The organism is Silvimonas iriomotensis (assembly GCF_014645535.1).
GTDB classification, from domain to species: Bacteria; Pseudomonadota; Gammaproteobacteria; order Burkholderiales; family Chitinibacteraceae; genus Silvimonas; species Silvimonas iriomotensis.
Genome location: NZ_BMLX01000001.1, coordinates 184,829 through 206,886, shown reverse-complemented (window position 1 = coordinate 206,886; position 22,058 = coordinate 184,829). Strand labels below are relative to the sequence as shown.

The 22,058-nt window shown below is 60.9% G+C and carries 19 protein-coding genes; 6 read left to right on the top strand and 13 right to left on the bottom strand.

Annotated features, from left to right (window positions below):
• Positions 1-20: 20 nt before the first annotated feature.
• Both IEX57_RS00900 and IEX57_RS00895 read right to left on the bottom strand, forming a co-directional pair.
• Positions 21-1,046 carry a hypothetical protein gene (locus IEX57_RS00900; RefSeq protein ID WP_188701376.1) on the bottom strand — a complete coding sequence of 342 codons (1,026 nt, stop codon included), beginning with the start codon at positions 1,044-1,046 and terminating at the stop codon, positions 21-23.
• 104 nt (positions 1,047-1,150) lie between these two features.
• Positions 1,151-1,858: an alanyl-tRNA editing protein gene (locus tag IEX57_RS00895; protein WP_188701375.1), complete on the bottom strand. Its 708-nt coding sequence runs from the start codon at positions 1,856-1,858 to the stop codon at positions 1,151-1,153.
• A gap of 234 nt (positions 1,859-2,092) precedes the next feature.
• Here IEX57_RS00895 and glaH point away from each other — a divergent pair, with 234 nt between their 5' ends.
• Genes glaH through IEX57_RS00880 form a run of 3 tightly spaced genes read left to right on the top strand, consistent with a single transcriptional unit; the run spans position 2,093 to position 5,184 of the window.
• Positions 2,093-3,043, top strand: coding sequence for a glutarate dioxygenase GlaH (glaH, locus tag IEX57_RS00890; protein ID WP_188701374.1), 951 nt, complete (start codon positions 2,093-2,095; stop codon positions 3,041-3,043).
• Positions 3,040-4,239: an L-2-hydroxyglutarate dehydrogenase gene (gene lhgD / locus IEX57_RS00885; protein ID WP_188701373.1), complete on the top strand. Its 1,200-nt coding sequence runs from the start codon at positions 3,040-3,042 to the stop codon at positions 4,237-4,239. Before glaH ends, lhgD begins: the two co-directional genes overlap by 4 nt.
• Before the next feature lie 51 nt (positions 4,240-4,290).
• Positions 4,291-5,184 (top strand): LysR substrate-binding domain-containing protein, encoded by an 894-nt coding sequence (locus IEX57_RS00880; RefSeq protein WP_188701370.1) that lies wholly within the window; start codon positions 4,291-4,293, stop codon positions 5,182-5,184.
• A 72-nt stretch (positions 5,185-5,256) separates the two neighbouring features.
• Here the strand turns inward: IEX57_RS00880 and torA are convergent, their stop codons facing one another.
• The 3 genes from torA to IEX57_RS00865 are packed head-to-tail and all read right to left on the bottom strand — an operon-like array spanning position 5,257 to position 9,963.
• Positions 5,257-7,725: a trimethylamine-N-oxide reductase TorA gene (torA, locus tag IEX57_RS00875; protein ID WP_188701368.1), complete on the bottom strand. Its 2,469-nt coding sequence runs from the start codon at positions 7,723-7,725 to the stop codon at positions 5,257-5,259.
• The gene (locus tag IEX57_RS00870) at positions 7,715-8,365 is read right to left on the bottom strand and encodes a TorD/DmsD family molecular chaperone (RefSeq protein ID WP_188701366.1); all 651 of its coding nucleotides are present in this window, start codon (positions 8,363-8,365) and stop codon (positions 7,715-7,717) included. The genes torA and IEX57_RS00870 overlap by 11 nt, the downstream gene beginning before the upstream one ends.
• A complete protein-coding gene (locus tag IEX57_RS00865) occupies positions 8,362-9,963 on the bottom strand; it encodes a c-type cytochrome (protein ID WP_188701364.1) in 1,602 nt (533 codons plus the stop codon). Before IEX57_RS00865 ends, IEX57_RS00870 begins: the two co-directional genes overlap by 4 nt.
• Positions 9,964-10,328: 365 nt before the next feature.
• Between IEX57_RS00865 and IEX57_RS00860 the strand changes: the two genes are divergently transcribed.
• Both IEX57_RS00860 and IEX57_RS21065 read left to right on the top strand, forming a co-directional pair.
• A complete protein-coding gene (locus IEX57_RS00860) occupies positions 10,329-11,108 on the top strand; it encodes a DUF2092 domain-containing protein (RefSeq protein WP_188701362.1) in 780 nt (259 codons plus the stop codon).
• Positions 11,109-11,122: 14 nt separating this feature from the next.
• Entirely contained in the window at positions 11,123-11,509 is a 387-nt protein-coding gene (locus tag IEX57_RS21065; protein ID WP_229708555.1) for a hypothetical protein, read from the top strand.
• 57 nt (positions 11,510-11,566) lie between these two features.
• On the opposite strand, the gene IEX57_RS00850 is transcribed toward IEX57_RS21065, so the two are convergent.
• The 8 genes from IEX57_RS00850 to IEX57_RS00815 all read right to left on the bottom strand — a co-directional run bounded on the left by IEX57_RS00850 (position 11,567) and on the right by IEX57_RS00815 (position 20,006).
• Positions 11,567-12,103, bottom strand: a complete 537-nt coding sequence (locus IEX57_RS00850; protein WP_188701360.1) for a hypothetical protein — start codon at positions 12,101-12,103, stop codon at positions 11,567-11,569.
• A gap of 183 nt (positions 12,104-12,286) precedes the next feature.
• A complete protein-coding gene (locus IEX57_RS00845; RefSeq protein WP_188701358.1) occupies positions 12,287-12,643 on the bottom strand; it encodes a DUF1304 domain-containing protein in 357 nt (118 codons plus the stop codon).
• A 38-nt stretch (positions 12,644-12,681) separates the two neighbouring features.
• Positions 12,682-13,836, bottom strand: a complete 1,155-nt coding sequence (locus IEX57_RS00840; protein ID WP_188701356.1) for a trans-sulfuration enzyme family protein — start codon at positions 13,834-13,836, stop codon at positions 12,682-12,684.
• A 157-nt stretch (positions 13,837-13,993) separates the two neighbouring features.
• Positions 13,994-14,845: a pyridoxal phosphatase gene (locus IEX57_RS00835; protein ID WP_188701354.1), complete on the bottom strand. Its 852-nt coding sequence runs from the start codon at positions 14,843-14,845 to the stop codon at positions 13,994-13,996.
• Positions 14,842-15,801, bottom strand: a complete 960-nt coding sequence (araC, locus tag IEX57_RS00830) for an arabinose operon transcriptional regulator AraC (RefSeq protein ID WP_188701352.1) — start codon at positions 15,799-15,801, stop codon at positions 14,842-14,844. The genes IEX57_RS00835 and araC overlap by 4 nt, the downstream gene beginning before the upstream one ends.
• A 450-nt stretch (positions 15,802-16,251) precedes the next feature.
• Positions 16,252-17,256, bottom strand: coding sequence for an L-arabinose ABC transporter permease AraH (araH, locus tag IEX57_RS00825; RefSeq protein ID WP_188701349.1), 1,005 nt, complete (start codon positions 17,254-17,256; stop codon positions 16,252-16,254).
• A gap of 46 nt (positions 17,257-17,302) precedes the next feature.
• Positions 17,303-18,829: an L-arabinose ABC transporter ATP-binding protein AraG gene (araG, locus tag IEX57_RS00820; protein ID WP_188701347.1), complete on the bottom strand. Its 1,527-nt coding sequence runs from the start codon at positions 18,827-18,829 to the stop codon at positions 17,303-17,305.
• A 199-nt stretch (positions 18,830-19,028) separates the two neighbouring features.
• Positions 19,029-20,006 (bottom strand): arabinose ABC transporter substrate-binding protein, encoded by a 978-nt coding sequence (locus IEX57_RS00815; RefSeq protein WP_188701345.1) that lies wholly within the window; start codon positions 20,004-20,006, stop codon positions 19,029-19,031.
• 365 nt (positions 20,007-20,371) lie between these two features.
• On the opposite strand from IEX57_RS00815, the gene IEX57_RS00810 reads away from it, so the two are divergent.
• Positions 20,372-22,057, top strand: coding sequence for a ribulokinase (locus tag IEX57_RS00810; RefSeq protein ID WP_188701343.1), 1,686 nt, complete (start codon positions 20,372-20,374; stop codon positions 22,055-22,057).
• The last annotated feature ends 1 nt before the right edge of the window (position 22,058 follow it).

Here is a 22,058-nt window from a genome sequence, read left to right as displayed (position 1 = left end):
GTCTGCCGCCGTGCTGCGGTTCAATGCCGGGCCGGTGCCAGCGCCAGTATCTGATCGGGCTGCCAACCGCGTTTCACCGCAGCAGCAATCGCCATGGCAGCCACGTGGTTAAACGCGGGCATGCGGGTGATGGTACTGCCGGCACGGTCATACTCTGCGCGGTACACCCGGCCATCCGCGCCATAGCCGGTCAGTGACTCCCACCAGGCGTCTTCCGGGTGACTGGCATCGGCATCGAACACAAGGCGCGGACGCGTACCGTTCCAGCCAGAGACCTCCAGCAGATGGCCGCCTTGCAGGCCCAGCGTGTCGATGTCCGGCAATGTGCGTTCCTGCGGATCAGGCTGAAACAGGATCTGGTCTGCCCCATAGGTAAAGCGCTCGGTATAGATCATGGCGCCTGGCGGCATGCGCGCGCCGGAGCCCGCCACCAGCCGATCCAGCGCAAACCGCTCCAGCCCGCCCGCTTGCGCCACATAGCCTTGCAGCACCGTTGCCACCGGCATGCCAGAGACATCATGCGCCGCCAGTTGCACCCGAACGGGCTGGGTGGCAGCACCGGGGGTAAACACAAAGCCGTCTGGCAAAGTGGCGTGGTAGATCGCCTCTCCAAACAGGTTATTGCCCGCCCGGCCGAGCGCGGCATCATCCTGAACCACGGTCGTGCCATCGGCCGTGCGATACACCTGATGCAACGGCAAAGGTTCGGCCAGACCAACCACGGGCTCTTGCGTGCTGGTCAGCACCGGCCAGGCGTAGTCTTCCATGCGCAGGCCAGGTTGCATGCCTTGTTCAGGAATCACCACCCGCTTACGGGTGGGGTGCAAAAAGCCGTGAACCAGCACCACACTGCTGATCCGGCCTTGCGCATCGGTGCGCGCCAGAAAATGATAAAGGCCCGCATCCTGTTGCAGGGTGCGGGTTACATCCACTTTGACCGGCAGGGGCTGTGGGGAGGCGTTCAGGCCGGGCGAGCCGCAACTGGCAAAAATCAACCCCGCCAGGACGGCCAGCACCAGTGGCGGAGCAAGTTTTCTCGATAACATGGTTTTTCGAATTACAAAAACCGTATGTTATGAAGCGCCGATCCCGCAAAATATCAGACTGATCCTGGAAAACCGGGCGTGTGAAATATGCCAGGCAAATGCGATCAAGCCAGTGCGACCACCACGCGCTTGTTGCGCGCGCCCTTGCTTTCTATCTTCTTGACGATCACGGGGCCGATCTCTGCAGTGCGGGCCACATGCGTGCCGCCACAGGGTTGCAGATCAACACCGTCAATCTCGATCAGCCGGATTTCCGGCAAGTGCAGCGGCGGTGTCACGGACATGGTCTTGATCAGTTCCGGCTGCCGTTGCAGCGCCTCTCCGCTGGTCATCTGCACGCGTACGCTGCGGTCTTCGGCAATCAGCCGGTTCAGCGCTGCCTCAATCTGGTCTTTATCCAGTTCCATGCCTTCCGGCAGATCGAAATCCAGCCGGCCAGATTCTGCGGTGAGATTGCCGCCAGTGACGCCAGCCTTGATCACCACCGACAACAAATGCAGACAGGTATGCACGCGCATGTGGGCATGACGACGGGACCAGTCCAGCGCCAGCATCACCGGCGTGCCGACAGGCAGGCGCGGGGCATCGGTCGCCAGCACATGCAGGATGTCGCGGGTTTCCTTGTCGCGGCGGGTATCGGTAATCGCCAGTGGCGTGCCGTCTGCCAGGGTCAGCGTGCCGGTGTCGCCGGGCTGGCCCCCGCCAAGCGGATAAAACAGGGTTTCTTCCAGCACCAGCCCCTGCTCGTCGTGGCGCACTACCGTGGTACTCAGGGTTTGCTGATAGGGATCAAGATAGAAACGTTCTTGCATCACGCGCTCCGGTTTGAACAAGGGTAAAGGATGAGCTTAGTCGAGCGGTTCGGGGCGACGGCAGATACAGCGCCCGGCCAGGTTGATATGCACACCTGCCGCCCGGCTTGATCGCACTGGCCACGCTGCCATCACACAATTCAGTTTTACTGAATTAATCAGGGCCGCGCGCGGATTGTTCCACATCAAACCCGCGCCTAGACTCGGTTGCATTCCACAAGGAGTCTGCCTGCGATGAATGCGCCGCTGCCGTTTTCCGCTCGTCCCGTCCGTTACCTGACCGAAGCCGCCGGCTGGTGCGTCAAGCCCCATCCGCACCATGCGCGGTTGTACCACCTTGAGATCGAACCGGCCCTGCTGCAGCAGTTCATGGCGGCCACGACAGAGATTGATCCGCAACGGCTGGAATACGTGCCGTACATGCGGTTCATTCTGGCGCAAAAGCTGGATGAACTGCTGGGGCGCGCGTTTCGCACCCAGTTGCGCAACATCCTGCAGGATCGTGAGTCCGGTGGCTTTACCCTGGGCCTGTCCGGAACGACCACGCTGCCGGCCGAGTTCGTCAAGTTCGGCACCGCCATCGCTTACCTGTTGGGTGTGGCCAATTTTGACTCGATGTCGGGCACCTACTACGCGCGCTTTACCGTCAAGGATACCGACACCAGCGACTCTTACCTGCGCCAAGCCTACCGATTGTTCACGTTGCATACCGACGGGACGTTTGTGGACGAACCCACCGACTGGTTGCTGATGATGAAGTTTGCCGAACTCCACGCCCGCGGTGGCGAATCACGCATTCTGCATCTGGACGACTGGGAAGATCTGGGCACTTTCAGCACGCATGCATTTGCCAGCCACGCGTTTACCTACAAAGCGCCCTCCAGCAAGAACGTGGGGCAGACCATTCAGCGGCAGACGTTTTTCCAGCACAACAACCGCCCGTGCATTTGCTTCATCGACCAGTTTGTCTACCCGCAAACGGTCGCTGAGGCCCAATGGCTGCAAGCGTTGTCTGACTCGATGGAAGCCAGCGCCGGCACCGTGGCCCTGCCCTTGCCAGTGGGCGATCTGATCGTCCTGAATAATCTGTTCTGGCTGCACGGTCGCGCACCCTTCGAAAAAGACCCGGGGCTGCACCGCGAGTTGATGCGGATCAGGGGCGAGTTTGCGGAGGACGCCGCGTGAGCAGCACCGTTTTTGACTTTGTCATTGTGGGCGGCGGCATTGTCGGCTTGTCTTCTGCCGTCGCACTGCAGGCCCGTTTCCCCCAGGCCCGCATTGTTGTGCTGGAAAAAGAAAACGCCCTGGCACAACACCAGACCGGGCATAACAGCGGCGTGATCCATTCCGGCATCTATTACAAGCCGGGCAGCTTCAAGGCGCGTTTTGCCCGTGCCGGCAATCAATCGATGGTGGCGTTCTGCCGCGAGCATGAGATCGAGCATGAACTGTGCGGCAAGGTCATCGTCGCCACCCAGGAGAACCAGTTAGCGCAACTGGAAAAACTCTTCCAGCGCGGGCTGGATAACCAGCTGGAAGTCGAACGTATCGGCCCGGAGCGCTTGCAGGAGATCGAGCCGCATGTGCGCGGGTTGGGGGCAATCCGTGTGCCGTCTGCCGGCATCGTCAACTACCGCCAGGTCTGTCTGAAATATGCAGAACTGATCACGGCAGGCGGGGGCGAAATCCGGCTGGGCGCAGCCGTGCGCAAGGTGCGCGAGAAAGCCGATGAACTGGAAATCATCACCGCCAATGAGGAGGTGATCCGCGGCCGCTTTATGGTCAATTGCGCCGGTTTGCACAGTGACCGCGTGGCAAAGCTGGGCGGCGTGAATGCGGGCATGCAGATTGTGCCGTTTCGGGGCGAATACTTTGAGATCAAGCCTGAACGCCGCCATCTGGTCAAACATCTGATCTACCCGGTGCCCGATCCGGCCTTTCCGTTCCTGGGCGTGCACTACACCCGCATGATCGGCGGGCATGTGGAAGCCGGCCCCAATGCGGTACTGGCCTTTGCCCGCGAAGGTTATAACAAGACCGATTTCAGGCTGGGCGATCTGGCTGAAGTCATGACCTACCCCGGCTTCTGGAAATTGTCCGCCCGGTACTGGCGCGAAGGCGCCCAGGAAATGATCCGCTCCTGGAGCAAGGCCGCGTTTGTGCGCAGCCTGCAGCAACTGATCCCGGAAATCAGCGCAGATGACCTGGTGCCCGCCCCGGCCGGAATCCGCGCGCAAGGGCTCAAAGCCAACGGTGAACTGGTCGATGATTTCCAGATCGTACCCGGACACCGTAGTATCCACGTCTGCAACGCGCCTTCCCCTGCCGCCACGGCGTCGATCGAAATCGGCCGCTATGTGGCCGGATGCGTCCCGGCCTGACCCTGACGCAGGACCGGCGCGGCTGCATCAGCGCACGGCGGGAGACGTGGAGTGGAACTGAGACAACTGCGCTACTTTGTGGCGATTGCGGAACATCTGCATTTTGCACGGGCGGCCGAATCGCTTGATCTGGCGCCCTCTGCGCTGACCATGCAATTGCAGGCGCTGGAGCGCGAACTGGGCGTCAGGCTGGTGGCCCGCACCAAACGCTCGGTGGCGCTGACCAGCGCCGGGCAATCTTTCCTGGCCGAAGCGCGCAGCACATTACAGCAGGCGCACAGAACCGAAATGGTGGCACGGCAAGCCGGGCGCGGAGAAGTGGGCAGCCTGCAACTGGGCTACGTGATCTCTGCCGCGTGCGCGGGCGTCGTGCAGCAATTGCTGGGCGCCTATCGCCGCAAATACCCGGAAGTGCGCGTCAGCCTGCAGGAACTGGAAAGCCCGTTGCAGATCCAGTTGCTGGATCAAGGCCAGCTGGACGCCTGTATTGTCCGCACCGTCGCCGGCGCGCCAGAGGCGTTCGATCAATTGCCCCTGCAACAAGACCCCCTGCTGGTGGCGCTGCCGCACGGCCATCCCTTGCTGGCACAAGCTGCGGTACGGGCGGGCGAATTGATGAACGAGAGTTTTATCACGCCGCAATTCCAGCGTGATTTCGGTTTTACCCGGCACCTGCTGGCCATGGGTCAGGCCGCCGGCTTTACCCCGCACGTCGGCGTCCCCACCCGCGACTTCATGACCGCGCTGACCCTTGTCGCCAGCGGCTTCGGGGTGGCGATTGTGCCGGCCGCAATCAGCGTGCTGGCCATTCCCGGCGTGGCGTTCCGCCCTTTGCTCGATGTCACCGAGACATCCCCGCTGACCATGGTGTTCCGGCGCAATGAACGCTCGCCGCTGATCATCAACCTGCGCGAAGAAGCCAAAGCACTGGCCAGCGTGGGCTGAGACGGCCACAGCCACAAACAAAAAGCCCCGAACCGCCTGCGCTGTTCGGGGCTGGTCAAGCCAGGACCGTGGCTATGTGGCTGCGCCTTGCGGCGGCGTAAAGACACTCAGCGGCGGCAGTGCACCCTTGTATTTTTCTGCCTGCGCCATCCCCGTGTGCCCACAGTTGCCCTGCGCCAGTTTTGACGTGCCAATCCCTACAGTCAGATTGTTGACGTCACCATAACGACACAAGCTGCCCGGCTGGCGCGGGTCTGCGGGGTCATACCAGCCGCCTTCGCAAATACGGATCGCCCCTGGGCGGATATCGTCGGTCAGCCGCACACCCACCAGAATCTGCCCGCGATCATTGAACACCCGGATGACGTCGCCGTTTGAGATGCCGCGCGCCTGCGCATCTTGCGGGTTCATCAAGCACGGCTCGCGTTCCTGAATGGCGTAGTTCTTGCGTAGCACCGTGCCGCACAATTGGGAATGCAAACGGGCTCTGGGATGGCTGCTGACAATGTGCAGCGGATAGCGCCCCGCGCCACCCAACCGTTCCACCGGTTCCATCCAGGTCGGGTGCGGCGGGCAATCGTCATAGTGCATGCGCTCGATAGTGCTGGAGTAAATCTCGATCCGGCCAGAAGCGGTCCCCAGTGCATTAAGCAGCGGATCGTCGCGAAACGCCTTGTGCCGGATGTAGCCTTTGGCCTCCTCGCTGACCGGAAAGCCGAGCGGTTTGTGGCTGTTCCAGAACACATCAAATACCGGCATTTCCATGCGTTTGCCCCGCGCCTGTACCCGTGCCGCCTCGTAAAAAGAACGAATCCAGGCCATTTCATCCCGGCCTTCGGTAAACGCTTCACGCGTGCCCATGCGCTGGCAGATATCGGTAAAAATATCGTAGTCGTTGCGGGCTTCGAATACCGGATCGATGGCCTTGCGCATGGCCAGGATGTGGCTCATGGAATAATCGCCAATGCCCTCGATATCGTTGCGTTCAAAGGTACTGGTACACGGCAGGATGATGTCCGCATGGCGCGCAGTGGCGGTCCATTGCAACTCATGCACGATAAAGGTATCGAGCTTGCGCCATGCCTTGCGCATGCGGTTGCGATCCTGATGATGGGCAAATGGATTGCCCCCTACCCAGTACGCCAGCTTGATATCCGGCCAGGTTTCCCGCTTGCCGTTGAAATCGTAACTTCCGCCTGGATTTTCCAGCATCTCTACAATGCGCGAAACGGGAATGGACTCTGATCCGCCCGCATCCAGCCAGGCCGCCCCTGCTGGCGGTTTGGCGCCGGCGGTGATCCCCGGCAGCACCGGGCTGGTGGCTGTGGGGCTGCCGCCGTTGGCATAGTGATAGGTGAAACCATAACCCCCGCCTGGCGTGCCGATCTGCCCGAGCATGGCGGCCAGTGTGACCAGCATCCAGTGGGCCTGCTCGCCATGATGCTGACGCTGGATGGACCAGCCCGCAGCCAGCATGGTGCGATGGCCAGCAAAACGCCGCGCAAGATCCTGAATGGTTTGCGCCGGCAAACCGCAAATGCCGGATGCCCATTGGGCATCTTTGACCACGCCATCGTTCTTGCCCGTCAGATACGGCACAAAGCGGTCAAACCCGGTGCAGTAACGCGCCAGGAACGCCTTGTCGTGCAAATTCTCTGCATATAAGGTGTGGGCAATGCCCAGCATCAGCGCGACATCGGTCTGCGGGCGCGGTGCCAGCCACTCAGCCCCGAAGAACTGGCAGGTTTCGGTGCGTACCGGGTCAATGCAGATGACTTTGGTGCCTTTCTTCCTGAGCGACTCCATGGCCGGATACGCACCGTGATCTGGCACTTGCCAGCCAATCTGGTTGGTCACCACCGGGTCTGCCCCCCAGAACACCATCAGCTCCGTGTGTTCCACCACCACAGGCCAGGCTGTCGGCTGTTCATACACGTCGATCGAGCCCACGACATAAGGCAGGATGACCTGCGCCGCGCCGGTTGAATAATCACCGCTGCGGCTGACAAAGCCCCCGTTGGCCATCATGGCGCGCGCCAGCAGCGTCTGGCAGTTATGCAGCTTGCCAGGGCTTTTCCAGCCATAAGAACCAGCAAAAATGGCACGGGGACCGTGCTGGTCACGCACACGTTTGAGTTCTTGCGCAACAAGGTCCAGCGCTTTGTCCCAGCTGACACGGACAAAATCACCGGCGCCACGCCCGGCGGTATCGGCGCCCGGGCCGTGTTCCAGCCAGCTGCGTCGCACCATCGGGTAGCGGATACGTGTGGGGGAATAAACGACGTCCATCACCCCTGGCAGCTGGTGAGATGGATGTGGATCACCGGACCATGGTTCAAGCCCGACAACCCGGCCGTTTTTCACATTCGCATGAAAAGCGCCCCAGTGAGAGCCGGTCATGATTTTGCCGTCCGGTACGCCTGCCGCACGCGCCCCCGCACTCAGCAATCCTGCCCCCATAGAGCCCAGCGCCCCCATGGCCATTGCGCCCTTGATGAACTTGCGGCGTGACAGGTCTGCGTTTTCGGTTTCATTCGACATGGAAACTCCGTTCTTGGCGGGATAGAGGGACGGTGGGATGACTCAAGGCAAGGCCTGGTGTGGCTTGCAGCAGCGTGGCGACGGCACCGTAAAATCCGTGCGGGTCGTGCTGGCGACAGCAAGCGGCAAACGGCTCAAGCCATGTTTGCAACTGTTGTTGTACCTGGCCGGCGACAACCCTGTCCTGGCAACGTATCAACGCCGCCAGCAAGGCGAGTTCTACCGCCAGATGATCTGCCGGCTCATGACTGGCACCGGCAAGTTGCAGCCGTGCATGGGCAAGTAATTGCGCCATGTCTTGCGCGCTCTGGCCAAACAGCCGCCATGCGGGCATGTCAGTCGTATACGCCGCCTGATAAAGCCCGACTGCCGGCATGCCAGCTATGCCCTCGAACAAACGGGTGTAGGCCACAGACAGGTCCAGCGCGACGGTATGTGGCTCGCCCGCTTCAAGCGCCGCCCGGATATGCGCGCCGGCTTCTTGCTGGCCAAACTCAATGCCTATGGCCTCAAACAGGCGGATGGTCACCTCGCTACGCCAGAGCGCGACGCTATCTGCATCGGGCGGGCTCAGGAACACGCTGGCCACCCAGTCCAGCCAGTCGGCCCAGTCCGCGTCTATCACAGGTGCATCCATCATGGGTGAGCAGCCCCTGCGCCTACGTCTCTGGAGTGGTATTGCAGCCACGCCAGCAACAAGCGGTATTCGCTGTCATCCAGCGAGGTATAGCGTTTCATTGCGCCCAGCGTGCCAATCCACTGATTGGCCATGAAATCCTGACTGTGCGGCAAGGCATGGCAGGTTGCGCAAGAGCGGCGATAGGTTTCGTCACTGTGTTGCCAGAGCGGGTCAAGCCTCGTGGCAAGGCCATCTTGTTTGATCCAGACATTCAGGCTGCCTTGCTGCCAGTCCAGACCCGTGAGTTCATCCCGAACCGTTCCGGCAGACTGCACGCGGGCAATGGCTTCCGGAGACAACACGGCCTGTAAAATGCGCTGGCCCTTCATGGCGTGGAACGCGCTTTCGGCCCCGGCTTGCTGCCAGCCCTCTACCCGGACCTGAACCAGATCACCCTGGCGGGCCAGCACAGCGAGCCGCGTAGCACCCAGCAATTTGCCATCTTCCTTGCTCTGGGCAGGATCAAGCATGAAAGGCTGCGGCTTCACGACATAGAGCACGTCGCTCTTGGCCAGTTCTGCGGCGGGGGCCACCAGGGAGTCAAGGCGGCTGGCATTACTTGCTTGCTGCGTGTCAGGCAGCATGACTACCTCTTCTGTCCGGTTGGGTGGCGGCAGGCCGGCGTTGGGCGCGTCCACGGCATTGACCGTTTTGAGGTAGGTTGCCATCGCCAGGATGTCTTCATCCGGCAGGCGGGAGGTATTGGCGATGACTTCCTTCATGTCACCCCCAGCCTTGATACCAATCGGGTTCACGCCATGCTTCAGATACCGGGTGATATCGTTGACTGACCAGTAACCGATACCGGTTTCGTCCGGGCTGATATTGGGCACGTAACCCGTGCCTTCCGCGTTCGGGCCCCCGCCAAAACGCTGGCTGGCCGGCACAGCGCCCATCAGATTGCGCGGGGAGTGACATTCAGCGCAGTGCGCGGCGCCCTCAACCAGATAACGGCCACGCTGCCATACCGGGTCGCCACTAATCTTGCTGTTGTACCCGTCCAATGCCTGAACCGGTTTGCCATCCAGGAAGGCCAGCCGCCATAGCCCTACACCACGCCGGATGCTGAACGGAAATTTCAGTTCATGATCCGGCGCTTTACCGGCGACCGGTGGCAGCGATTTGATATACGCAAACAGGTCACGCAGATCATCTGCCGTCATGCGCTGGTAAGAGGTATAGGGAAACGCCGGGTAGGCATTGCCTTTGTCCGGCAAAACGCCCTCACGCATGGCAATGGTGAATTGCGCCAGTGTCCAGCTACCAATGCCGTCATTGGTGTCCGACGAAATATTGGGCATATGAAAGATGCCGAACGCGGTGTCCAGCGCGCGCCCACCACCCAGGCGGGTGTCGTCCGCGCTGCCGGGCGTGGCGTGACAGGTAGCACAGTCGCCCGCCAGGAACTGGTTGCGCCCGTTTTTCAGATCAGCCGTCAGTGAGCTGACCCCATCACGTTGAGCATGCGTGGCACGCCAGGCCGCAGGGGCGGTCAAGGCGAAAAACGCTGCACCACCCACTACAAACAGCACAGCAACAGACAGAAGAATTTTTTTCATAAGAGCCTTGGCCACGGCCCGGATTGCGCAGGCATGCGGGCGTCATTCAGCGGTTGCAATAGTTGACCGCAAGGACCTTACGAAAAGAGGGATTTTCAAGACTTGAGGGAGCGCAAAGCATGAAAGTGGGGCTGCCTTGCCGCAGAAAAGACAGGAAGGAGCTAAATCTCTCATTAATTCATAAGGTTAAGATGGACGAGCACGTCGCTAATGATCTGGCATATTGGCCGTGCTTGACTTGCATTAACCCCGCGCCTGAGGGTGCCAGGGTGCACCGTTACATGCTCGCGGCGAATCCTTGCGGCATTCCGTGATGGCTGACCTATGCTGTAACACCAGCCCCAACCCGGTCCGGAGTGAGCTTTATGTCCATTGCAACGCGTTCCTGCCGCACCCTGTTTATTGCTTTGACCAGTGCCGGCGCACTGGTGTCGGCCACGGCTTTTGCGGATGACGCATCCGCAGTCGATCCGCAAGCCATCAAGGCCTTGTCGGCCATGGGCGCAAAACTGCGCAGCCTGACCGACTTTACCGTGACCTCTGACAGCACCACCGATATGGTCAGCGACGATGGCCAGGCGGTGCAGTTTGCGCATCACACCGTGCTGAGCATCCGCCGGCCGGATCGCATGTATGCAAGCGTAAAAGGTGATGATGGCACCAAGTCCATGTATTTCGACGGCGCGCATTTCACGCTCTATGGCACCAAAAACAATTACTACGCGACGGTCCCCGCGCCTTCGACCCTGCGCGATCTGATCACCGACATTCACGACAAATACGGGCTGGAAGCGCCGCTGGTTGATCTGTTTGCCTGGGGCAACGATGACGAACGCGTCAAGGCACTGAGCAGCGCCCTGACCGTGGGCGATGAACGCCTGGGCGGCCAGATCTGCACGCATTACGCCTTGCGCCAGGAGGGTGTGGACTGGCAAATCTGGATTCGCAAATCAGCCGATCCGCTGCCTTGCAAGCTGATCGTGACGGACACCAGCAATGCGGCACGACCTCAACATGCCAGCGTGCTGACATGGCAACTCAAGCCGGTGTTCAAGCCAGGCTTGTTCCAGTTCAAGCCGCCCAAGGGTGCCAGACCCATTGTGTTCCAGACCAACGATGCTTCTGCGCCTGCCAGCGCCAATTGACCCGGAGAGCTGCCATGCGTTTGAACAGACCGTTTTGCCTTGCATTGCTGCTGGCCGCATTGACCCCGCTGACCGCGCAAGCCTGGGTGGCCGGGCGCACTGTCGTCGGCCCGAATGGAGGCGTAGCCCACACCACCGTGGCCGGGCGCCCCCTGCCACCGCCGCCGCCACCCGTGATCGCCCCTACCCCGTACTATCACCCGGTGGCCACCGCGGCAGTCGCCACCGCCGCAGTGGTCACGACCGCTGCCGTGGTTGGCAGCATTGTGCACTCCATCCCACCCAGTTGTTCTGCGGTGATGGTCAACGGCGTGACCTTCCAGCAATGCGGCAACACCTGGTATCAGCCGCAGTATTCGGGCACGACCGTGCAATACGTGGTGGTGAACCCGCCGCATTGATAAGGAATGGGAGTGGTGTTGGTGCCAGGCCTCTGCATGTGCCTGGCACCGGCCAGACTAACGGGTCGCGGTCTGTGGTGCAGAAGCGCTTTGCGGCGCAGAGGCGTCTTCTTCTGGCGGGAATTCCGAGGGCCGGAATTTGCGGGCGTTCTCGTAAATGGCATCCGCATGTTCAATCGCGCCCAATTGCCTGATTTTCCAGGTGGACCAGTCAATGCCAAAGCGCCAGAGTCCAAGATTATTGACGGTGCCCGCTTCAATCTTGAAATAGGGCTCGTCGCAGAATGGCGTGGTCGGGTTGGCCGATCCGATACTGAGGCTGTAAAAACAGTAAATGCCCGGCTTCATGTGGATGAAATAAGGCATCAGCGTTGAATTGTGCCGAAACGGGACCTTATAGGTTTCCTTCGTTTTCAGGTCCATCAACTGGAAGTCGGCATAACCGCTCCCGCCCACCACCGTGCCCTTGTTATCGACTTCCACCATACGTACCGCGATGATGGTTAGCGCGGTGTTTTCGTCATCCGCAGCGCGCACAGGTGCAACCTGCGTGGCCAGTACCGCGGCCAGCAAGCCCGACTTGAATAAACTCACTTTGAAATCCCTTGTTCTTGTCTGCAGCCAGCCACCGCAGGCCAATCATGTATGGGGTCTGGGGCCGGCGAGCACCGGCGCGCTGATTATGCCGTGCGCCAGGCAATGCCAGCGCACATGTGCATTTCTACAGAGCAGACCGCGTCACCCACGCAACAGAGAGGTGAGAACAACAGGGGTGAATCAGGCAGCCAGCACCGCCCCCAGCGCCAGCACGGCGGGCAGGGCCTGGACGTAGAGGATTTTCTTGCCGACCGTGATGGCGCCGTAAACGCCGGCCACGATCACACACAACAAGAAGAAGACTTTGACACCCAGGCCCGCCGCGCCCAGCGTCAGGCCCCAGATCAGGCCGGCCGCCAGAAAGCCGTTGTACAGGCCCTGATTGGCGGCGAGGACCTTGCTGGCCTCGGCAAACTCTGGCGTCAGGCGAAACACCTTGCGCCCGAGGGGTTTGGTCCAGAAGAACATTTCCAGCGCCAGAAAATACACGTGCAACAAGGCGACCAGCGCCACCAGCAAACTGGCAATCAGTGTCATGAACAATCCAGGTTCTTGTTTTAAGGTGCGGGGCGTGTTCAGCGGGTGCTGCCGTAACCCGCCAGCGAGGTTTCGATATCGGCGATCAAGTCGCTGACGGTTTCAATGCCGACCGACAAACGCACCAGGGTTTCCGTCACGCCCTGGCGTGCCCGCTCTTCCGGCGCCAGGTTGGCGTGGGTTTGCAGCGCAGGCACGGTGATCAGGCTTTCCACGCCGCCCAGGCTTTCGGCATAGGCAATCAGGCGGGTTTGTTCGATCAGCCGCGCCAGGGTGCCGACGCTGTCGACTTCGAACGAGACAATCGCCCCTGCCCCGCCGGCAAACTGTTTGAGCAACCGGTGACCGGCGTCATCCGGTAAGCCGGGGTAATACACCTTTTTGACAAAGCTCTGCTGGCCCAGCCATTGCGCCAGGGTTTCGGCGGTAGATTGCTGCTGATCCAGGCGCAAGGCCAGCGTTTTCAGGCCACGCAAGGTCAGCCACGCGTCCTGCGGGCCAAGCACGGCGCCCATGGCGTTTTGCAGATAGCCGATACGGCTGGCCAGGTCTGAATCGCGCACACCCAGAATGCCGGCGATGGTGTCGTTGTGGCCGGCCAGGTATTTGGAGGCGCTGTGAATGACCAGATCGGCCCCCAGTTCCAGCGGGCGCAGCCAGTACGGCGTGAGGAAGGTGTTATCCACCCACAATTGCACATTGCGGGCTTTGGCCAGCCGGGCCAGCGCCGGCAAGTCCGGCACTTCCTGCAACGGGTTGGACAGGCTTTCGACGATCAGCGCCTTGGTATGCGGGGTGATGGCATCGGCAAAGGCATCGACATGCGTGACCGGGACATAGCTGACGGTCAGCCCGAACCGCGCAAACACCTGATCCAGCAAGCGTTGGGTGCCGCCATAACAACCTTCTGCCACGACCAGATGATCGCCCTGGTCAAACAGGCTCAAGGCGGTGGTAATGGCTGCCAGGCCGCTGGCAAACGCAAACGAGGCCGCTGCACCATCCAGCCGCGCCATGGTGGTTTCCAGCGCGGCGCGGGTCGGGTTGCTGCTGCGGCTGTAGTCATAGCCGGTACTTTGACCGAGCGCCGGGTGGGCAAAGGTGGCGGTCTGGTAAATGGGCATGCTGATCGCCCCGGTGACGGGGTCGAGACTGGAGCCGGCCTGGGCCAGCAGCGTTCTGATATCGGGCATCTGGGCGTCCGCAAAGCGCGCGTAAGTAGCGCATCAGTGTATGACACGACGGGACCGGTGTGTCACCTGTCCGCTTTTCCAGGTGTGGCGGCAGCGCCCACCTGGCGCTACCCATTGTAGTCAGTCTTTGCTGACATGTTCGCCCACGCTGATACGGTCAGACCGGCACGCCTGGCAGAATGGTGTCTTCCAGGAAACGGGCGATGGTATCGGTATCGTGATCGCCAATCACCCGGGCGGCGCGGCTTTGCACTGCGGCCTCGGCATTGCCCATGGCCACGCCCAGCCCCACGCCTTGCAGCATCGAGATATCGTTGTGGTTATCGCCAAAAGCCACGGTGGCGCTGGCGGCGATGCCCTCGGCGGCCAGCCACTTTTGCAGCAGCGCGCCCTTGCTGTTGCCCGCGCTGGCGACATCTACACGGTTGGGGCCCGAGCGCTCGCACGCCAGACCCAGTTCACTTTTGACCCGGGTAATGAAGGCGTCGATGCGGCCATCCACCTGGCTGGATACCGCGTATTTCCAGATCAAGGGTTCGGCAGAGACCAGCGGCAGCAGATCAGGCACGTGGATCAACTCCGGCCTGACACTGGCCGGCAGCGCTGCGGCCCATTCCAGTAGATGCGCCAGATGCGGCTCCATGGCCTGATAGGCCTGGGCGCGCTGCAGATACAGCAGCGCGTGGACGTCATACTCACGCGTGAGCGCCAGCAAGCGCAGCGCTTCTTTTGCGGTCAGCGGGCGGGCAAAGTGCGCTTCATTCCGCGCAAAATCCCAGGCATAGGTGCCGTTGCAGGCCAGCAAGGGCGTGTCCAGACCCAGTTGCTGGTGATACGGTCTGGCCATGATGTGATGCCGGCCGGTGACCAGCACCACCGTCATCCCTGCCGCGCGCGCAGCGTTGATGGCGGCAATGGACGCCGGCCGGATCTGCAGATCACGCCCCAGCAAGGTGCCATCCAGATCAAACGCCAGCACCTGATACGCCGAACTGCTGGCTGCGCTCACAAGTAAAACTCCATGCCATTGTCGGGCACCTCGATATCCATATGCGGCCAGTCCATATTGGGCGTGCGGTATGGGTACAAGGGCTCGCCGCTGGTCTTGCGGAACTCGCTGGGGCTGACCCCCACGCGTTTGCGGAACACGCGCGAGAAATACAACTGGTCTTCGTAACCCACCGTGCCGGCAATGCGGGCAATGGGGGTACGCGTGCTGTGCAGCAGATGCTTGGCCAGGATGATGCGTTGATCCTCACGCCAGCGCAGGATGTTCACGCCCACCTGATCGCGGAACAGATGCGCCAGCCGCGAGGGCGACAAACACACATGGCGGGCGATTTCTTCCAGGCCGATTTCCTGGCCCAGATGGCGCGTAATGTATTGGCAGGCCTCCTGCACGCGGCTGTCCAGCGGCTTGGGCAGGTTTTCCGGCGAGATTTCATAGGCGCGGATCAACAGGCGTTCCAGCAGGTTGATCGCCAGTTCTTCACTGGTCACCCGGCCTTCACGGTGAGTGCGGTCAATTTGCTGGAACAATTCATCAAATTCAGTCACCAGGGTTTTGTCTGGCAGCGAGAGCTTGCCCACCTTGCGCGTCTGGTCTTGCCATTTCAGCCACGGCGCCCAGTAGGCGCGCGGGCGGAAGTAGATCCAGCGGTGATACCAGTTGGGGCTGGCCGGCGCGCGGCCGTAGTAATGCACCGTTTCTGGCGAGAACAGCAGCATGTCGCCCGGATTGACGTAGAACGCATCGTCCCCGTCAAACACCTTGCCTTGCCCTGCCACCGTCATGTTGATGATGTAACCCTGCATGCCGTTGGGACGGTCAATGATGAAGTCCAGCGGGCCATTTTCGATGATGGGCGTAATGCCGGCCACAAGGTACAGGTTGAACGAGTACCCGGGCATGAGGGGGTCAAGGCTCTGCTTGGTTGCAGGTGGATCAAGGTGTTGTGGTTGCATGAGGGCCTTCTTGGGGCGTGTTAGCGTCTACGGACGCAGCGCTCTTTATGCTCAAAATGAGCACGGCAGTACACTGGTTTGCCAGAATGTTGAGTTCTCGTTTTACCACTTCGTCATTCCCGCGAAGGCGGGAATCCAGTCGGCCGCCGAAGGTGGCCTTTGCTGGACGAAACCTGAAGACCTTGAACACCTGTTAGCGCCTGACGGCGCGATGTTTTACATACCGGGGTGCCCGGACCACGTCACTTTCTTTGCTTCGCCACCTCGGCGGCCCCAAAGAAAGTGACCAAAGAAAGGCGACCCCAGCCTGACGGCCCTCCGGGCTACCCTCAGTCGGTCGGGAGCCTGGGGTCTCCCGCCCTCCTTCGACGTTTGGCTTTAATTGGGAGGGAAAGTCAAAAACAGCAACACCCCCAACATCAACATCAACCACAGCGGTTCGCCTGGAGATCAAACGCGGCTGGCGCTCTTTTGTTTGTACCGGTCAAAAATCACGGCGGCCAGCAGAATCAGACCGCGTACCACGTACTGGGCAAACGGGGAGATATTCAGCAGGTTCATGGCGTTTTCCACCGTGCCCAGGATCAGCACGCCGGCGACGACGTAGCTGATCTTGCCCACGCCGCCCTTGAGCGAGACGCCGCCCAGTACGCAGGCGGAGATCACGGTCAGTTCAAGGCCCAGCGAGGTCATCGGCTGGCCGGAGGTCATGCGCGAGGCAAGCACCACGCCGGCGAAGGCGGAGATAACGCCAGACAGGGTGAAGATGGCGATCTTGTTGCGCACGACATTCACGCCGGCCAGGCGCGCGGCTTCTTCGTTGCCGCCAATGGCCAGGGTGTTGCGGCCAAACAGGGTGCGGCGCATGACAAAGCCGAAGACCAGGAAGCAGATGACGGTGATCCACACCGGGGCGGGCAGGCCAAACCAGTTGGTGTTGCCCAGCGCAAAGAAGCTTTCTTCCGACACGCCCACGGCCTTGCCGTCAGAAATGATATACGCCATGCCGCGGGCAATCTGCATGCTGGCCAAGGTGGTGATCAGGGCGTTGATGCCCAGCCAGGCAACAACCACGCCGTTGAGAAAACCGAACACCAGACCGGTGGCCACGCCGGCCAGTACGCCCATGGTCACGCTGTTGGTCATGTTGATGACGGTGGCGCAAGACACGCCGGCGCACGCCACGACGGACCCGACCGAGAGGTCAAAGTCGCCGGCAGCCAGGCAAAACAGCATGCCGCAGCCGACCATGCCGGCCAGCGATACCGCCAGGCCAAGGCCGCGCATGTTCTGGAACGACATGAAGTTGGGCACAAGGGCGCAACAGGCAATGAACAGCACCAGGAACACCAGCAACATGCCGTAGGTGTCCCACAGGCGCGCAAAGGCCGAGCGCCCGGGCGCCAGGGTGATTTCCGGCACGCCGACAGCCGGGTTGGCAGAAGCTTTGGACATTTCAACTTTCCTTCAATTGCAAAGTGACTGGAACAAACCGGCGCATTCAAGCCACTTCGACGGTCTGGGCCGGCTGGCGCAACATCGCCAGTGCCAGCGCTTTTTGTTCTGTGGCTTCATCGTGCGCAAGTTCGCCCACAATGCGGCCTTCACGCATGATGACCACGCGATCGGCCAGCCCAAGGGCTTCGGGCAGATCGCTGGAAGCAAACAGGATGGAAATCCCGTGCTCTGCCAGGTCATACATCACGCGGTAGATTTCATGCTTGGCGCCAACGTCGATGCCGCGCGTGGGTTCATCCAGCAACATGACTTTCATGTCTTCGGACAGCCAGCGACCGAGGATGGCTTTTTGCTGGTTGCCGCCAGACAGGTTCATGATCAGTTGCTGGTCAGACGGCGTGCGCACGTTCAGCTCCTTGACCATCTTCGCGCCGTTGGCGCGCTCCCAGCTTTCATCGATCAGGCACCCGCCCTTCACCGTGCGGCGGCGCGCGCTGATGTTGATGTTGTCGCGCACTGAATGCACCGGCACGATGCCCTCGGCCTTGCGGTCTTCCGGGCACAGCGTGATCCCGGCGGCAATGGCATCACCCGGGCGGCGGATGCGCAGCACCTGGCCATCAACACTGACCTGACCGGCAAACACCGGCGTGGCGCCAAAAATGGCTTTCATCAGTTCAGAACGGCCCGCGCCGACGAGGCCGAACAGCCCCACGATCTCTCCCCGGCGCACTTGCAGCGACGCCGGCTCACGCAGGCCGGGCGCCAGCAGGTCACGTACATCCAGCCGTACTTCGCCGTGTTCACGTGTGCGGTAATCGTAGATATCGCCCAGCTCGCGGCCGACCATGGCTTGCACCAACTGGTCATGCGTGACGGCGGACATATCGCTCCAGGTGTTCACGTAGCGACCGTCCTTGAACACGGTCACGGCGTCGCACATGCGGAAGATTTCTTCCATGCGATGCGAGACATACAAGATCACCCGGCCCTCGGCCTTCAGCTCGTTGATCACGCGGAACAGTTGTTCGATCTCGCGCGCAGAGAGCGAACTCGTCGGCTCGTCAAAGGCGATGATGCGGGCGTTGCGGGTCAGCGCCTTGGCGATTTCAACCATCTGCCACTGCGCAATCGACAAACGCCGCAGCGGGGTATCCGGGCTGATATCCATGCCCAGATACTTGAGTTTTTCCGCAGCCATGCGGTGCAACGCGGCGCGATCAACCACGCCAAAGCGATGCGGCAACTGGCCCAGATAAATGTTCTCTGCCACCGTCATGTCCGGTGCCAGATGCAATTCCTGATAAATAATGGCCACGCCGGCCTTGAGCGCGTCCTGGGCGTGGTTGAACGTCACCGGCGCACCGCCGATCTCGATCTGGCCACTGCTGGGCTGATACATGCCAGAGAGGATTTTCAGCAGGGTGGATTTGCCGGCGCCATTCTCGCCCATCAGAGCGTGCACCGAGCCCTCGCGGCAGCCAAAGGAGATGTCCTGCAGCGCTTTCACGCCCGGAAACACCTTGCCAATGCCCTTGAACGCCAGATACGGTTTTGCGGATTCAGTCATTGTGTGTGAGAAGTAAGGAGTGAGGAGCAAGGTGCTTTCACACCCCACCGCATCAATCTGCTTGATGCCTTGCCCCACTCAAATTCATCAATCCCGCCAGGTGAAACACCACTACGCGGGCCGGTAAGCGAAGGCAGGCACAAGGGGGCCGGTTTTACACCTCCCCCTCACGCCTCACACCTCACCGGGCCAACAGCCCTTACAGCCCCTTCTTCTTCAGCTCGTCCTTGTAGTTGTCGCGGGTAATCAGCACCACGTCGCTCACTTCGGTGAACTTGGGCGGTTGCTTACCGTTGGCAACCCACTCATGCAGCATCTTGATGGACTGATAGCCGTGAACGTCCGGGCTGGGCAGCAGCGAGCCATAGAAACCGGTGGCTTGTGCTTTGCCCAGTTCGTTCTTGGCATCGACACCGTTGATACCGATACCGATCACGTTCGGCGCCTTGAAGCCCTGGCCTTCGGTTGCGCGAATGCCACCCAGCACGGTGTTGTCGTTCATGCCGATCACCAGCCAGTTCTTCACATTCGGGTGTTGCACCAGCATGGAGTTGGCCGCATCCAGCGCACCCGGGATGTCGTTGGACTTGGTCGGCACGGTGTAGATCTGGCCAGCCGGGAAGCCGTCAGCCTTGAGCGCGCTCATCGAGCCATCAGTGCGGCGGCGGGCGGTATCGAGTTCGTTGGCGGTAATGGCCAGCACGCCGGTGTCCTTGGCGTTCCAGTTACGCTTTTTCATTTCCTTGTACAGCTCTTGACCCTGACGCTCGCCCACTTTGGAGGCCGCCATCATCAGCAGCGGTACATCGGTCATCGGCTGGCCCTTGGCGTTGACGAACTGATCGTCCACGGTCACCACTTTCAGGCCCAGCGCGTTGGCCTTGGCCATGATGGCCGGGCCCAGTTTCGGATCAGGTGTGCAGATCACAAAGCCCTTGGCGCCGCTGGCGGCCAGGGTATCAATGGCGTTCAGGGTTTTTTCGCCATCGGGTACTGCAATCTTGATCACTTCAAAGCCCATGTCCTTGCCGGCTTTCTCGGCAAATGCCCATTCGGTCTGGAACCAGGGCTCTTCCGGCTGCTTGACCAGATAACCCAGTTTTTCTGCGGCATATGCACTGCCCACTGCACCGAACATTACACAGCTCAAAGTGAGCAATTTGACCATTTTGTTCATATCTGACTCCGTTATATTTGCGTTTCGCTATAGGTCGTACCTGGAACAACGTACTTACAAATACCAGCCACTTAGCCGTGCGATGCAGCAAACACGCGGATACAGAGTCGCTTTTTTTGCTGCCGGCTGAAGTTGTGGCGATTATATGGCCGGCTTTTTCGTAGCGACTTACTCCAGATTACAATTTAGCGACTTAATCCATATGTTCGGCAAGAAAGTGCGGGTTTGTCCATGCCGGACTGAGTCGGATACCACACAAAGGTGATTTGTCCATATTCTTGACCAGCGCCTCCTTATAGACCTTGGCCGCAGCGCCCTATTCTTCGGGAAAACGTGAACAGCCACCCGAAAAGGCGCTTCTTTCCATGTCAGTAGATATATCCATAGGTCTGGACTTTGGCAGCGACTCTGTCCGCGCGCTGGCGGTCGATTGCCATAGCGGCGCAGAACTCGCGACCGCCGTTGCGTACTATCCGCGCTGGAGCAAAGGCGAATTCTGCGTGCCGACGGCCAACCAGTTTCGTCATCATCCGCTGGACTACATCGAGTCCATGCAGACTGCCGTACGCAATGTCGTGGCCCAGTTAAGCCCCGCGCAACGGGATGGCATCAAGGGCCTGGGTGTCGACACCACCGGCTCCACACCCGCGCCAGTCAACGCTTCTGGCGAAGTTCTGGCCTTGACGCCGGCCTTTGCCGACAACCCCAATGCCATGTTCGTGCTGTGGAAAGACCACACCGCCATTGCCGAGGCCGAAGCCATTACCCGCCAGGCCAGGGAAGGCGCGGCAGCCGGTTTGTACCCGGATTACACGCGCTACATTGGCGGCATTTATTCATCTGAATGGTTCTGGGCCAAGGCGCTGCATGTGTCGCGCGCTGATCCGGCGGTCGCCAAAGCGGCGACCAGCTGGGTAGAACTGGCCGACTGGGTGCCGGCCTTGTTGAGCGGCACCACCCGCGCCGATCAACTCAAGCGCGGCCGTTGCAGCGCCGGGCATAAATCGCTCTGGCATGAAAGCTGGGGCGGCGTGCCGGGCAAGGCGTTTCTGGGCCAGCTGGACCCGCTTTTGCTGGAAAACCTGGACCAGCCGCTGTTTACCGATACCTGGACCGCTGACATCCCGGTCGGCCGTATCACCCCGGAATGGGCCAGCAAGCTGGAGCTGCCGGAACACGTGATCATCTCTGGCGGCGCCTTTGACTGCCATATGGGCGCAGTGGGTGCCGGTGCGGGTGACAACACGCTGGTGAAGGTGATCGGCACCTCCACCTGTGACATCCTGATTGCCGACCCGGCCGACATTGGCGAACGCGCCGTCGCCGGCATTTGCGGCCAGGTAAATGGCAGCGTGGTGCCAGGCAAGATTGGTCTGGAAGCCGGCCAGTCTGCCTTTGGCGACATGTACGCCTGGCTGGCGAAGCTCTTGAGCTGGCCGCTGCAACACGCCGCAAAACAGCAGCCAGACCTCGCCCCTGCCCTGCAACAGGTGCAGGACAACCTGTTACCCGCGCTGACTGAAGCATTCGCCAGACAACCCGACATTGATCACCTGCCGCTGGTGCTGGACTGGCTCAATGGCCGCCGCACGCCCTTTGCCAATCAGCGGCTGAAAGGCGTGGTCGGCGGGCTGGATCTGGGATCGGATGCCCCGGCATTGTTTGGCGGTTTCATCGCCGCCACCGCCTGCGGCGCACGCGCCATCATGGAATGCTTTACCGGCCAGGACATTGCCGTGAACAGCGTACTGGCGCTGGGCGGCATCGCCCGCAAATCCCCCACCGTGATGCAGGTCTGTGCCGATGTGATGAACCGCCAGGTGGATGTGGTCGGCTCTGACCAATGTTGTGCTCTCGGCGCCGCCATCTTTGGTGCAGTGGCCGCCGGCGTGCATGCCGACGTTGCTACCGCTCAGCAACACATGGCCAGCAAGATCGAACGCAGCTATCAGCCAGACCCGGCTGCCGCCGCCAGATACGAAGCGTATTACCAGCGCTATCAGGCCTGGGCTGCTGCGACTGAACCGCTGTACGCCGCAGGGGAGCACTGAG

Bases quoted from the DNA above. Each gene is read 5' to 3' on its own strand.
- IEX57_RS00900 (WP_188701376.1), bottom strand. From the start codon at position 1,046: ATGTTATCGAGAAAACTTGCTCCGCCACTGGTGCTGGCCGTCCTGGCG.
- IEX57_RS00895 (WP_188701375.1), bottom strand. From the start codon at position 1,858: ATGCAAGAACGTTTCTATCTTGATCCCTATCAGCAAACCCTGAGTACC.
- glaH (WP_188701374.1), top strand. From the start codon at position 2,093: ATGAATGCGCCGCTGCCGTTTTCCGCTCGTCCCGTCCGTTACCTGACC.
- torA (WP_188701368.1), bottom strand. From the start codon at position 7,725: ATGTCGAATGAAACCGAAAACGCAGACCTGTCACGCCGCAAGTTCATC.
- IEX57_RS00870 (WP_188701366.1), bottom strand. From the start codon at position 8,365: ATGATGGATGCACCTGTGATAGACGCGGACTGGGCCGACTGGCTGGAC.
- IEX57_RS00865 (WP_188701364.1), bottom strand. From the start codon at position 9,963: ATGAAAAAAATTCTTCTGTCTGTTGCTGTGCTGTTTGTAGTGGGTGGT.
- IEX57_RS00860 (WP_188701362.1), top strand. From the start codon at position 10,329: ATGTCCATTGCAACGCGTTCCTGCCGCACCCTGTTTATTGCTTTGACC.
- IEX57_RS21065 (WP_229708555.1), top strand. From the start codon at position 11,123: ATGCGTTTGAACAGACCGTTTTGCCTTGCATTGCTGCTGGCCGCATTG.
- IEX57_RS00845 (WP_188701358.1), bottom strand. From the start codon at position 12,643: ATGACACTGATTGCCAGTTTGCTGGTGGCGCTGGTCGCCTTGTTGCAC.
- IEX57_RS00840 (WP_188701356.1), bottom strand. From the start codon at position 13,836: ATGCCCGATATCAGAACGCTGCTGGCCCAGGCCGGCTCCAGTCTCGAC.
- araC (WP_188701352.1), bottom strand. From the start codon at position 15,801: ATGCAACCACAACACCTTGATCCACCTGCAACCAAGCAGAGCCTTGAC.
- araH (WP_188701349.1), bottom strand. From the start codon at position 17,256: ATGTCCAAAGCTTCTGCCAACCCGGCTGTCGGCGTGCCGGAAATCACC.
- araG (WP_188701347.1), bottom strand. From the start codon at position 18,829: ATGACTGAATCCGCAAAACCGTATCTGGCGTTCAAGGGCATTGGCAAG.
- IEX57_RS00815 (WP_188701345.1), bottom strand. From the start codon at position 20,006: ATGAACAAAATGGTCAAATTGCTCACTTTGAGCTGTGTAATGTTCGGT.
- IEX57_RS00810 (WP_188701343.1), top strand. From the start codon at position 20,372: ATGTCAGTAGATATATCCATAGGTCTGGACTTTGGCAGCGACTCTGTC.